A 14572-nucleotide genomic window follows, 5' to 3' on the forward strand; every position below is an offset into this window, starting at 1 on the left:
TCACTGCTTAATGTCAGGGTACAATCCTGTCTTTTTCAATAACTTCTTATATTCTTGCAAATTGAAAGGGGCTTCCCCATATAAATAATGGTTACTATATTCCTTTTGTCCTATTTTATATTTAATGAGGAGTATTCCTTGTCCTTTTTGGAGAGGTAATGAAGTTATTTTGTTCATACTATTTGCCGATACCTCAAAGTTTCCCGTATATATTTCTTTATTGGATGCGACGTCAATTACTACTACCTGCCCTTTTTGAGCATTGCGGGTATCATTGGTAACAATCAGGGGATAAGCGTTATCGACAGGGTCGTTTATGAGTACACAAAGGTCTGTCTGTGCGTTTTTAATAAAATAGTATGCCATCTTTTTCGAGTTGTAGTAATCTACAATGGCATCTGAAATTATTGGCCATCCGTCACGCAGATTCCACCAGATTATACCGGTTTTAGGGCTGAACTTCTGCCCGCGCCATAGCTCTACAAAAAATTTCATGGCTTCGGCCTGTACGGCTTGCGATGCGAAAGCGAAATCTTCGAGCTTAGTTGGTACTTCACCAAATAGCAGATTCACCTGATTGAGCATCAAATTATTGCGGTCGAAAGTTTTTCCCTGAGATGGAAAGCGGCGTGTCGATTTTGTAACCCATTCGTCATTCCATTCTTTGTTTTTAGTCCAGGGATACACGGCATCTTCAGTCATCATTTTGTTCAAGCTTTCTACGTTAGGACATCCGTGATAACCGATTTCGCTGACAAAGCAACAGCTGGCCTTCGTGTAATACGGATCTTTATAATAACCTCGTGGTCCCCATAAATGGTTTTCCGGCAACAATTCATCACCTCCTCCGTGTTCCCATACAGCTTGGCTGTAATAAGGAGAACTTGGCAGGTAGGGACGTGTCGGGTCAAACTCGTAGAGAACGCGGGCAATAACCTCACGGGTTATGACATCCTTATTCGGGTTGATATTCAGTGGTTGCAGCGTCCAGCGCATCGCCAGGTCATTTTCATTATTGCCCGACCAAAGGATCAGGGATGCATGATTGCGAAATTTGAGCACCACAGAAGTAACCTCCTGTTCGATCATTTTAGCGAAATCGTCTCGCTGCGGATAGAATGTACAACCCATCCCAAAATCCTGCCATACGAGGATTCCGTTCTCATCACAAAGGTTAAAAAAGCCGGTATCTTCGTAAACGTTCCCACCCCAACAGCGGATCATATTGCAATTGATATCCACGGCCATATCGATCATCATATTCAAATGTAATTTGTCCCTGCTATGCAACGCGTCCATCGGTACCCAGTTGGTTCCGTGAATGAATATCGGTTCATTATTTACTATGAAACGGAATTGTCCGGGTTTACCGGGAAGATTGATATCGTCCATATCCAGTTTCACGGTGCGGATTCCGATTCTGCAATTATTAGTATCCAACTCTTTACCATCCGGACCGATCAACTGTACACTGGCATCGTAGAGGGCAGCTTCACCGTAACCTCTGGGCCACCAGAAATCGACATTATTCAGTTCGAATATGTGGCGGAAAGCCGGAGTACTTACTGTCTGCGAATTTTGATATACGACTTTCCCTTTACGGCGGAGAGTGAATTGAGCTTTGACTTTATCAAATTTGTCGAAGGGCATGATTAGTTGCACATCAGTGAAAATACGTGCAGTGTGGGCTACTGTATCTATGCTGATGGTCATCCAGTTCACATCTTTCAGGCGGGTAGGATTCAGTACCCGAAGCTCAACATCGCGCCACAATCCGGCACTGACCAGACGGGGCATAATATCCCATCCGTACATGTGCGGAGCCTTTCGGATATAAACAGCCTCCTCGGCAGGAAAATTGCCGATGCTGAATGTGCCTAGTGTATATTTCTGGGCTTCCATAACCGCCGACCTGATTATAACCTGCAGAGTGTTTTCTCCGCTTTTCAGATGGTCGGTTATATCGAATTTGTGTTCGATCAACATATTTGCAGCTTCTCCCACTTTTTCCCCGTTCAGCCATATATCGGCCAGACAGTCTATTCCTCCGAAGAACAGTTCGAGCCGTTGACCGTTTTGTATTGATGGCGCCCCGAATGTTTTTGTGTAACACCACTGATAGTTTTCATATTTTCGCAGGGCATTCACATTACTTCCTATCATCGGGTCGGGAATCAATCCGGCAGCCATCAGGTCCAGTTCTACATTTCCCGGAACAGTCGCTTCTATCGTTCCCACCTGCATATCATTGATAGTTTGCGGAGTAACAATTGCTTCGGCCGGCTGTTCCCAGTACGAAAGCTGCCATTTCCCATTCAAAGGAATGTTGCCTGAAGAGGCTGCCATATTTCCCAGATATAGGATTGCGGTTAATAGGGTTAATAATCTGTATTTAATTATAGTCATAATTATTTTTTTCTTATTCACCCGGCTGTAGCATGGCATCGTTGCTGTTCCACCCCGGTGTTTGAGTCAAGACTCCATTCGACAATGTTATTTCGGCTTCCGGAATGGGAAGGAATCCTCCTGTCTCCGGACGGAATTTTATTTTATATGTGGCATTCTGGCTATTATTTTTCAAGGTTATGCCATTCATATCGTTGACAATGGTTTCTACGTCTCCCCATCTCAATATGTCGAGCCAGCGTATGCCTTCGAATGCAAGTTCGTATTTACGTTCGTTTTTGATATTTTCCAATGTTGCCGGAACAGTTGGAAGGTCTACACGTCCACGCACACGGTCCATATATACCTGCGCTTTGGAACCACCGAGTTCCGCGCCCATTAACAGGAGATCGGCAAAACGGATTAGTACAATATCCTGAGTGCTGTTGAACTGCGGATCGTTTGGCATATTCCACAGGATAGAGCTGTAGGATACAATATTTCCTTTATCGTCGTATACATTGACCGGCATATATTTTTTTGACCAATAGCCCGTTTCATTCCATTGATATGCTTGTCCCCATTTATACTTAGTGGTGGAGCCTTCGCCTTCGTGTGTCGCGTCCGAAACATCCAGAACCGAGCCTCTTTTCCGCACATCGCCATTAGGCCATTCATTGTAGAATTTGCTGTTGACAGGCCCTTTACCCCAACCTGAGCCAAAAGGCAATAAATCTTGGTTCCCTCTGAATCCGAAGTGCAGATTTACAGTGTTCCGGCGGTCGTAATTATTGCCCTGAGCGGCGGTTGAGCATTTGATAGCAAAAATAGTTTCATAATTGTCTCCGTTCTCGCCTATCCACTTCAGGTTATTGTCCGCCGCATATTTGTAATCGGACCTTGTTTTACCGGACATTACTATCGAATATGGCCATAAGTTTCTGAAGTCGGGAAGCAGGTCATGCCCACTGTTGGCAATACAATCATCCACCCAGCCTATTACCTGATCTTTTGTTATATCTCCCATCCGGGGTTGTTTGTAGTAATTGGTGTAGAACAAGAAAATACGGGCCATCAGAGCCTGAGCGGCCCAGCGTGTGGCTAATCCGTTTTCGGTTTTAGGTATATCCTGAAATTTAGTGGCGGGTAATATCTCGATTGCACGTTTCAAATCAGCTCCCATCTGCGCATATATATCTTCAGCCGATGCCCTTGGAAAGTTCACAGGCTCGGGGCTTGTGACTAATTGTACCGGTCCGAACATGGAACACAGACGGAAGTAGGTGAAAGCACGTAAGAAGAGTACCTGACCCTCTATTTTGTTTCTGGATTCGGGAGTTGGCCATTCTATATTGTCCAGAGAACTGAGTAATAAATTTGCCCTGTAAACCGAACGCCATGTGCATTCCCAGAGGTCGGTGTACATTGTTCTGGATGTCAGTTTAAACAGGTCGATAGCATGGGCCGTAAGGTCGTCTTTTCCTCCTCCCCCCAGCATATCGTCGGCCATGAGGTTTAGAACAATGAAGGAATGCTCGGTCTCACCACCCCCCACACGGGACCCGAAAGCGTTGTAGACACCCATCAGCGCGGTATATGCCTCGTCCGGAGTTTGGGGATAGTTTGATGAGTCTTTCTGTGTTAATTGATCTGTGTCCAGGAAATCGGAACAGCTAACTATAAAAACAGAAATTAATATTATAATTATCTTTTTCATTTTGCCTTAGATTTTAAAATTTGAGATTAAGACCAAATAAGAATGTACGGGAGTTCGGGTAGAATCCATGATCTATACCGCTCATCCATCCTGTAGGGCCGGCGCCTATTTCCGGGTCGAGCCCTGTATATTTTGTCCATGTAAACAGGTTTTGCCCTGTAAGATAAAGCCGTACTTGAGAAAAGATATTTTGTTTCTTTAGTAAGGTTGCGAAATCATAACCAATGGTAAGGTCGTTCAACCGTATATAATCCCCATCGTATAAATGAAGGTCGGAAACGATATTGGTATATGCCGATTGTCCCAGTCTTGGCCATTTGTTGGAAGTGCCTTCACCATGCCAGCGGTCCAGCGGGTCATGCTGACCTCCGTATATCTGGTTACCGTACACTCCTGAAAATGATGCCCGGAAATCGAATCCCCTCCATGCACCGCCGAATGAGAAAGAGAATATCCCGTCGGGGTTAGGGTCACCGATCAATACACGGTCTTCTTCGTTGATTTCGCCATCGTCATTCTGATTCACATATCTGACGTCACCCGGTACGGCATTCGGCATAACTAACTCTCCTTTCGAATTGCGATAAGCGTCGATCTCATCCTGATTCTGGAATATACCATCGGTTTTCAGTCCCCAGAAGTAGCCGATAGGATAACCTACCTGTGCCCGATAGAATTCGGGGCTCCACGTGCCGACAGTCCGTGCACTGCCGTGAATGATTCCTTCCTCGTTAGCAATGCGGGTTACCCGGTTTTTGTTATACGCCCAGTTGACGTTTATATCATAGCTGAAATCACTGATCTGATCTCTCCATACTACAGCTAATTCTACTCCTGTATTTCTTATATCTCCACCGTTTATATCGGGCGCATTGGCTCCGTATGAACCAAGTACAGGCGCTGCTACCAGCCAGTCTTTTGTCGTCTTGCGATACCAATCGAAGTTGAATGATAATCTGTTTTTCAGTAATAAGGCATCAAAGCCGATATTTAGCTGTTCCGAGGTTTCCCATGTAATATCGGGGTTGGGCAGATTGATAGGGTATGAAGCAATCGTATAACTGTTTTTATCCACTCCCGGATAATAATAGCTGTACTCTACACTTGAATAGTCACCTGTGTTTTGTCCGCCTACCCGCATTTTTGCTACATATTGGAATGGGGAGATTGCTTGATTTCCGTTCTGCCCCCAACTTGCTCTGAGTTTGAACATATTAAGATGCTTCTTAAATGGTTCCATGAACTTCTCGTTGCTTATAACCCAGCCGGCTGAAACTGAAGGGAAAAATCCCCAGCGTTTTCCCGGAGCGAAGTTTGAAGAACCATCCGAACGTGCAATAAGGGACAGCATATAGGTCTCTTTGAAGTCGTAATTGATACGTCCGAAATATGAAAGTAATGCCGACCTACTCCAAGGCGAACCGCCCAGACGTGTCGAGGTTTCGCTTACTTTAGGTGTGTTTACAAGATAGGCATATTTGAATCCTTCGAAAATGGAGTTGGTATTAAATCCGGAAACACTTGTTCCCAACCCTCCTTTTTCTGCGCTCGTACCAGCTAATACATCGAAGTTATGTTTGTTTTCATCCAGTGAGAATTTATAGTTCAGGGTATTCTCGAACGTCATGCGGCTAAAACCCAGTGATATATCCTGACTTACTTTTGTTTCCTGGCTTGTATATTCGGGAGCCAGATTATATTGAGGTATATAAGACCGGCTTTCTTCACCATCCATCGTTAAACCGAAATTTGAGCGGAATACTAGATTCTTAATTGGTTCGATTGTTATAAATGCATTTGTATTTAACTGGTAATTCTTTTTGGTATTGTTACTGTTATAAACCAGATATGCAATCGGGTTAGGAGCATATGGGGCATATGCGATAGGTCCATGATAATTTCCATTGTCGTCATATATAGGCATAAAGGGGCTTCCTCCCATTATCATACCCAACGCGCCCAATCCTTCGGTAGATCTTCCGCTTAACGACCCGTCTTTGTTGGCATACACAAAATTGATTGTTTCTCCCATGCGTACGATGTCCCGTCCGTTTGCGGAAAAAAGAGTCTGGTCTGCATTCAGGCGAAAAGTATATCTATCCTGTTTTGTTTGTACAGGCTTGCCAAGAGTACCTTCCTGTGATGAATATGAGAAGCTGGTAAAATAGGACGATTTTTTACTTCCTCCCGATATTGTTATAGAGTGGTTTTGCGAGAATGCATTTTTGTTCTTTATCTCTTTGTACCAGTTGGTACCTTTCCATTCCCCCGATAGTATTTTGTCCCAGTGGGGAACCATCTGGGAAAAATTGATTCCGTACCCGTAAGTGTTTTTCGAATACTCATCATCCAGCATTGCCTGTGTGGTGGCATCGCTGTACCATTTATAGTCAGGAGCATTCGAAAAGCCCAGATATGTATCGTAAGCGATGCGCACTTTGTCTTCGCCTTCTCCGCGGTGTGTGGTTATCAGTACTACACCATTGGCTGCACGCGCTCCATAGATTGCAGCGGATGCCGCGTCTTTCAATACATCTATAGATTTGATATCCGCAGGATTTATATTTGATATATTTCCGGGTACACCATCTACGATGTAGAGCGGATCGGCGTTTCCGATTGTTCCCATCCCCCGGATATAAACTTTGTATGAAGATCCGGGTTCTCCGGATGTCTTGGTTATCTGCATACCCGGAGACATACTTTGCAAGGCTGTCAGTGGATTAGGCGTATGCAATTCTTTTATTCTGTTCCCGTCTACCTGTAATGTCGCACCTGTTACCAGTTTCTTCTTTTGGGTCGCATATCCGATAACAACGACTTCATCCAGCAGCGAGGTATTTTCTTCTAAAACTATTTGATATTCTTTTTCAGTTCCAATCCGTACTGTCTTGGAATTGAAACCTATATAAGATATAGTGAGCGTTTCACCTGGTTGTGCGGCAATAGTAAACAGTCCATCAAGGTCTGTAACGGTCCCTGCCTTTGTTATACTGTTTATTATTGTTGCACCAATAATAGGTTCCCCTTTTTTGTCAAAAACGGAACCTTTTATATTGCCATTTGTCGATATATTTTGAGCATGTACAATGTTTATAAACAAAAGGGACATAAACATTACCAAAAATACCTTTCGATAACAATTAAGCTTGTTTTTCATTGATGAAGATTATTTAATTTATTTTTTACTGATGTAAATTGCCTTTAATATTTTTGCATTCAGGTTACTTATACTTTCATATCCTTACCTCCTTTCATTTATTTATTTCTTAAAATTTGAACGTATGTTTGCCTCCTTCAACAGAAATCTTCTTATCCATGACTTCGATTGTGGCAGTAGTGTTGATAGGAATCTCTACTTCAAGCCGGACTTTACTTCCCTCCCGTTTCCATTCGGACCGGATAAGTCCTTTGACGGAATTATATTCTCCTTTCACCCAGTCCAACCCTTCGACAAAGTGAGGCCGGATAAGTATGTGTTTGAATCCGGGGCTGTCCGGGTCATAGTTTATGCCTGCCAATACATTGTACATCCAGGCATTAATATCTCCCAAAAACATATGGTTGATAGACGCGTCCCTGAATTCGGGGGACAGAGTCCATGTCTCGGGCATTGTATTGAATCCTTTTTTTATCCAGGCTCCCCATGATGGTTCATCTTCTTTAGAAGCCATTTGGCAGGCCATATCCGCATATCCGTATTTTGATAGCATTCTCAGTACGGTTTTGCTTCCTAATACACCGAAGTCGAGATATCCGTTGTTTTCTTTTACTATCCTGTACAAGTTGTCCGCTACGTTCTGTTCCAGTCCATCGGGTACTATTCCCAGATAAAGGGCTACAGCCAGCGACGTCTGTGATCCGTTGGCATAGATGTTTTTCTGCGAATCGAAGTATTTCTTGTTTATCAATTGTTTCAGCCTATCGGCTTTTTCTTTATAGGCCGACCCGTCACGTCCCAGTATATCAGCAAATCTGGACATATAAAGATTATCCAGGTAATAGTAACACGATGTCGTATATTCAGTCGGCGTTTGGGTTTTGTATGGTACCCAGTCTCCGATTCCATAAGTGACACAGCCGTCTTTGTCTTCACGGGCTGCCAGATATGCCAGATACTTCTGGCATGTGTCATATACTCTGCTTATACTTTGTTTGTCTCCGTAATAGTCGTATAGAGCCATTGGGACAATGAACATGGCCGCGTCCCACACCGGGCCGATCCAGTCGTCATATCCCCAACCTGAGCTTGGGATAATTCCGGAGATGCGTCCTTCCGGAGTCTGATTGTCTATTAAATCTTCGATCCATTTTTCATAAAAACGGATACCGTCGAAATTCAATAATCCGAGATCCATTGTGATATGGGCATCTGCTGTCCACCCGTTCTTCTCCCGTTGAGGACAATCTGTCGGGATACTCATTATATTTGATAAATACGACCTGTTTGCAGCTTCCCATATCCGGTTCAGTAAGTCGTTGGAGCAGCTGAAGTGTCCGGCTTTTTTCAGGTCGGAATGGAAGTTAAGCGCTGTTATATTCGTTTTATCGAGTTTTACCGGACGGTCTGAACGTACCTCCACATACTGAAATCCTTTGTATGAGAACTTAGGAGTGAAAACATGCTCCCTGCCATCAAGAATAAGGACATCTGTCTGGAAAGCCAGTCCCGGAAGCGGTTTGTAGTAGATGTCGAGATTCCGCATTTCTATACGCCCGTCAGGCTTCAGGAGTTCACCATATTGCAATTCAATTCTTGTATCTTTCTCCCCTTCTACTTTCAGTTGGCATACACCTGTCATATTCACTCCAAAATCATACACAAACACAGTGTCGCCAAAAGACTTTACCGATATTGGTTGTATATCCTTTACTTTTCTTATTACGGGTTCTGTTTCAGCAACCAGGCGCTCTGACGGAGCCTTCATTATTTTTGCCTGTGGCCACGCAGAGTCGTTGAATACAGGTTTGTCCCATCCGTCGATCTCTTTATTTGCGTCGTAGGTGTCTCCGCTATAAATATTGTTTTGCATATAAGGTCCTGACGGGGAAACTTTCCATGTGGAGTCAGATACTATGACATCTTTTGTATTGTCTGTATAAGTAATATGTAATTCACAGATCATGGAAGCGCGATTGCGCCAACGCGCTTGTTCGAAACTCCATGTTGCAACCGGGGCAAACGCATTGTAGAATCCATTGCCCAGAACGCATGTTATGGCGTTCTTGTCGGATTGTAGCAGTGAGGTTACATCATAAGTGTTGTACAGGTTGCGTTTGTTATAATGCGTGTACCCCGGTGCCAGAAATACGGATGTATCGACAGGCTTTCCATTGATCGATACGTCATAGTATCCTGCTGCACTAATATATAATCCGGCCTTTTCTATTTGTTTATTGATGTTTGCCTCAAAAGATTTCCGCAACATGGGCGCCCGCGGGTTATCTATAGCTTCGTTGTCCGATATCCATTTTGCCTGCCAGTCTGAAGACTGCATGAAGGCTGTTTCAAACTGAGCTATAGGTGATATTATTTCCTCTTTGTTTTCCTTGTCCCATGCTATAACTTTCCAGTAATAAGTGGTACTTGGTTCGAGCCTGCAACCGGAGTCTGTAGTGATAAAAGATTCTCCGGTACTGACTACTTCCGAACGCCATACGTTACCGGAAGCCTTGTCAGAAAGGGCATCCGGACTTTTAGAAACAAGGAGTCGTATGCTTCCCTGCTTGAAATCGTGGCCGGAAATTGTTTTGTAGTTCCATGTAAATCGAGGGGCAGCGGCGTCAATCCCTATAGGGTTGTACATATATTCACACCTTAAATTGTCTATTTCTACCTTTTTGCTTTGGCATGATTGTAGAGCAAGAATTAAAAGGAGACTTGCCGGCAATAAAACTGCTGCGGTTGATTTGGGTTTAAACATAGTCATTGTTATTTTATAGATTATCAACTTTAACGGTTCAGTAATAAGATCAAAAAAAGAAAGTTTCATTTTCTAATTGTCCGCAAAAGTGAGGAATCCTGACTAAGAAACTGTTTCAATGTTATTAAATTATGGTTTTATCGTGCTTTCACGTGTATTATACTTTTGGCATCTTTAGATTATATAATTAAAATATTCAGTTATGCCCCCCCTCCTTAACATTGCTTGCCACGAGTGGATTGCACTTTTTCTTTCTTTCTCAAATGAATTTTTCTATATAAATAGTCAGCATATGGCTTTATACCTTTATTCCACATGCTTTAAATGTAACTTAAACGGTTAAATAATGCAAATTTAATTCTTATTTTAATAAATCCAATAGTAAGGTTGAATTTCTTTTATAATTAACTTTTGTTAAAAATAAAACAGTCTCTTTGTATAAATCTAAAATTAGCTATAAGTATTTGATATACATATTATATGGCTAAGTAAAATGTAAGATGCGTTTGTATTGATAAGCACCGGACTCGAGTCAATCATCTCTTGTAATAGAAAAAATGGAGAATTTAATTTTAACGAGAAAGTAAAATAATCTACATTTGCAGAAATATAAATCGAATATTATATTTGTAATAACGAAAATAGAATTAATATTCTGTTATATGCCTTGAAGAAGGGCTGGAAATATTGATAACTATATGCAGGAAGAATTTAAGGTAAAGAATCGGTCGAGGCTACTATGTCTGCAAACTTGATAAAAAAGAACCGGATGATGGAGACCAGGCGGGTAATAATGATAACTCATTGCTATATTTAAATATCTAATTTACTTGCATATCGTTTGAAATAATCCAATATTTAATCGTTTAATAAAATAAAAATATTTATTTGGGTATAGGATATGAAAACCAGGGCATCCCTCAAGGATATAGCAGAAAAACTGAATTTGTCTAAAACCACAGTTTCATGGGTGTTAAACGGGCAAGCAGAAAAGAAAGGCATCAGTAAAAATACGCAAGAGGTCGTACTGAACTGCGCTAAAGAGATGAATTATCAGCCGAACTTAATTGCCCGGAGCCTCAACTTGGGTCAGACTAAGACTATTGGTCTTATTCTTCCTTCTATATCGGATTTCTTCTATTCTTCTGTAGCCAGAGAAATAGAAAATCAGGCCAACCAACATGGATATTCTCTTATGATAGCGAGTTCTGAATCTGATTTTAATAAAGAAGAGCTTGTAATACAGATGTTTAAGTCTAAAGGGGTAGATGGGATTATCATAGCTCCGACAAAACGGTCGAAGGTTGAGATTGAGCGCCTTGTATCGGAGAAATTCCCTTTGGTTACATTCGACCGCTATTTTCCTGAATTACAAACAAGTTATATTATCATTGATAATAAAGAAAGCAGCTATAAATTAACTAAGCATCTTATAAGCAAAGGTTGTAAAAATATTGCGCTTATTACAACCAACCCGCACCTTACCACAATGGGCGAAAGGAATGAGGGGTATAAACAAGCGTTGTTAGATTCCGGGATCAAGTTTAATTCTACATTGGTAGGAAATGTGGAGTACGAAGATTACGAGAATAAGATTGTAAAGATATTGGATAATATGTTTGAAAAAGTACCGGATATAGATGGCTTTTTCTTTACCACACATATTCTAGCATTGGAAGCTTTTCTTTATTTTAATAATAGGGGGATTGATTTTAACCGGCAATTTCAACTGGCGTGTATTCATGGAGTATCTTTATTTAAAATATTGGCTCCCAAGATCAATATTGCAAAAATGCCGGTTGCCGATATCGGTAAGAATGCGGTGGATATCTTACTCGGAGAGATTCGTTTGAGAAATAAACAGTTGGGAGAAAAAGGACAATACAAGATCGTTTTACCTTGCACTCTTTATTTAAATAATTAGGTTAATTGATATTATAGACGGAACTGAATTCTTTTTTTGGAGTCCGATGCTATCGGACTATTACAATCTATACATTCTTGTGTCTATTATAAAATGAATACTAACCCAATACAAGCCGGCATTGAGTTAGTATCTGATATTGGATGAGTAAATATTTTATTCAAATACTCTGGTCTGTGAGATAGTCAATGCCCAGGGTGCGACTGTAACCTGCACATTTAGGGATGAAGGCGCGTCGGAACTGAAAGGATTGCTTGTGCCTAAGCCTTTTACAATAGTTTTGATATTGTATGTATTGTTCCGTTTTACATACTGGTGGTGGTCCGAGGCACCGGATATAGTGGAATTAGTCCCTTCCAGGTTTATAATTACCGGAAAGTATGTGTATCCGTTAGCATCTACACGTCCAGGTATATTATTGATGTATTTGTTGCTTTGCTTAACTTTGGCTCTCAATACGATCATTGTAGGATATATTTTGCTTTCTACCGGTTGATTTTCGTAAAGATAGAAGTATGTACTATTATTTGATGCAGGTGAAGTTAAGAAGTTCTCAGCACCGGATAATATTGTGCTTGTTGAAGGGTATAAGTCTCCATTTCCCGAAAATCCCTGATAGTAATCGACAGGTGAAGATGATAATAGGGGATTGGTAACATTTGAATTTCGAACCGCATTCAGGATGAAAGCTGTAGGCTCTTCAAAAGTATATTCGGAACTTTGCCACTGCATATCCTCTATTTTCACCCTTGCAGCCAATCTGCTAAGGACGAATGTATGAGGTTCCAGAGAAGTTCCATCGGATGGGCTTGTAGAATAACCGATGTAATTTTTACCCGGAAGAACGGAGATTTCAATCACATCTGTTGACATTGTCAGTTGGCCGTTTTCTTTCTCATTTTTAAGATCTGATGTTATTTTCTGCAGTTCGCCAAGAGTCTTTACTGATGATACATCTCCCGCGTAGTTAGCCAGAACGAATACTTTCTTGGACCCACTTGTTACAGCGATGTTGTCCAGCTTGGTTATACTGTTGCTTTGGCTTGTAAGGCTTTTCAGAGCTTCTAGTGTCCCGTCGGCATTAAAGACGAATGCATCCAGTTTGAGTACTTTATCTTCTTGAGTAGGATTGCCTGAAGCTTTTGTTTGTGGTGTTCCTGAAATTTGTAAACTTATACTTGCTTTTTGTCCTGCGACTACAGGTACATCGCTTTTTTCTATTTTATCGCATGACACAGTGAATAGTGCAATAATAATTGCAAATAGGAATAGTCTTTTTGAATTCATTTTTAGTAGGTTTAATAGATACTTTTTTGATTTTCCTTGTGAGTTTTGAGACAATGACTTTCCAGAGATGAATGGCCGGTTCTTCTCTATTCCTTTTATTAACGGATTCGGAAAATGTTCTCTTTTATGATTTGTAAAGAGGGTTACAGTTTGTCCGCAAAAATCAATACGCTTACATTTACATTACGTCACAAAAGTAATGCGAATACTTATGCCCCATAATAAGAAAAAGGGACAAAATATCTATTAAAAGGGACAAAGATGAAAAATATCTATTTGCTTAGTAACTTTGTCATTAAGTTATGCTTGTCGCAGAACTGGAGAAGCTCTGCCATATTGGAGAAATGGAATTCAGACAGAATATTGTCTATCGATACGGTTTGATGGGCCAGGTAATATTCCAGTCCTTTCACTTTCTGAAGGACAATCCATTTATGAGGCGTGGTCCCGAATTCTGACTTGAATTTTCTCGTAAATGTTTTGGTAGTCATAAAGCAATTCTTAGCCAGGCTTTTTACCGTGCTGTTATGTGTGTAATTAGTTAGTACGCCTATCCTGAAATGATTCTGGCTAAGCAGCACCGGGGAGAAGAATGCCGCAAGAGTCTGCTTGTCATATAATGTACGCATCAGGAAGACGAACTCTTTTTTCTTGATATCATATACATACTTTGAGAATATCTTATTTCGTCTGTAATAGATAATTCCAGACAAGAAATAACGTAAGGTCTTTTTTATAAGTAATTTATTTAATTCTACCGGGTCCGGGGCGTATAGTGATACGATCTGATTCAGTAAAACCTGATCGATAAACGGCAGAAGGTTATCGGACTTTAACTCTATATATATGGTGCTTTCTTTGGTCGTACTTTTATACGGGCCGAATACTTTGGATATGAAGAACATGCTGTTATCATCGAATAGCTTATGCTCAGAATCGTCTTTTTGAATCAGTATCTTACCTTTCATAACGAAGATGATACTGTTTTCCCCGGGTATGCCTATCGTAAATTCCGTGCCATTATCTATATAGTGTACCTTAAATGAGTCGTCTTTTTCTAAAGGTAAAATATAATTTTGCTGAGAATTCTCATATTCGGTCAAGGCCTTTTCAATATTAGGAGTTCGTATGGTCATATATGTAAATTGAACGTATTTATTTCTTTAACAATCAATAAATATGGAATGTTCTGGCCCGGGAATGGGTTCGCAGGTAATTTCTGCCTTATTTGTGATATGTGTAGTGGGTTATGTGCTGATTATTAGTGATATATGAGTTTGTGCCGCCTCTTGTTCAGGCTTGTCTGTTATCTCCCATATCTTTAAATCTGGCACT

7 protein-coding genes are annotated in these 14572 nt (G+C 41.1%); 1 reads left to right on the top strand and 6 read right to left on the bottom strand.

Annotation, left to right across the window (positions count from 1 at the left end; genetic code table 11):
• The 4 genes from ACYQ3L_RS06260 to ACYQ3L_RS06275 form a co-directional block, all read right to left on the bottom strand.
• Complete coding sequence (locus ACYQ3L_RS06260) at positions 1-2406, bottom strand: glycoside hydrolase family 2 protein (RefSeq protein ID WP_379997675.1); 2406 nt, start codon at positions 2404-2406, stop codon at positions 1-3.
• A 13-nt stretch (positions 2407-2419) separates the two neighbouring features.
• Positions 2420-4102, bottom strand: coding sequence for a RagB/SusD family nutrient uptake outer membrane protein (locus ACYQ3L_RS06265; RefSeq protein ID WP_379997673.1), 1683 nt, complete (start codon positions 4100-4102; stop codon positions 2420-2422).
• A gap of 13 nt (positions 4103-4115) precedes the next feature.
• Positions 4116-7262 carry a SusC/RagA family TonB-linked outer membrane protein gene (locus ACYQ3L_RS06270; protein ID WP_379997671.1) on the bottom strand — a complete coding sequence of 1049 codons (3147 nt, stop codon included), beginning with the start codon at positions 7260-7262 and terminating at the stop codon, positions 4116-4118.
• A 109-nt stretch (positions 7263-7371) separates the two neighbouring features.
• Complete coding sequence (locus ACYQ3L_RS06275; protein WP_379997669.1) at positions 7372-10026, bottom strand: family 78 glycoside hydrolase catalytic domain; 2655 nt, start codon at positions 10024-10026, stop codon at positions 7372-7374.
• Positions 10027-10927: 901 nt separating this feature from the next.
• Here ACYQ3L_RS06275 and ACYQ3L_RS06280 point away from each other — a divergent pair.
• Positions 10928-11950 carry a LacI family DNA-binding transcriptional regulator gene (locus ACYQ3L_RS06280; protein WP_379997667.1) on the top strand — a complete coding sequence of 341 codons (1023 nt, stop codon included), beginning with the start codon at positions 10928-10930 and terminating at the stop codon, positions 11948-11950.
• A 156-nt stretch (positions 11951-12106) separates the two neighbouring features.
• Here the strand turns inward: ACYQ3L_RS06280 and ACYQ3L_RS06285 are convergent, their stop codons facing one another.
• The gene (locus ACYQ3L_RS06285; protein WP_379997665.1) at positions 12107-13237 is read right to left on the bottom strand and encodes a fimbrial protein; all 1131 of its coding nucleotides are present in this window, start codon (positions 13235-13237) and stop codon (positions 12107-12109) included.
• 272 nt (positions 13238-13509) lie between these two features.
• The gene (locus tag ACYQ3L_RS06290; protein ID WP_379997663.1) at positions 13510-14373 is read right to left on the bottom strand and encodes a helix-turn-helix domain-containing protein; all 864 of its coding nucleotides are present in this window, start codon (positions 14371-14373) and stop codon (positions 13510-13512) included.
• Positions 14374-14572: the final 199 nt, after the last annotated feature.

Source organism: Dysgonomonas termitidis, assembly GCF_054657735.1.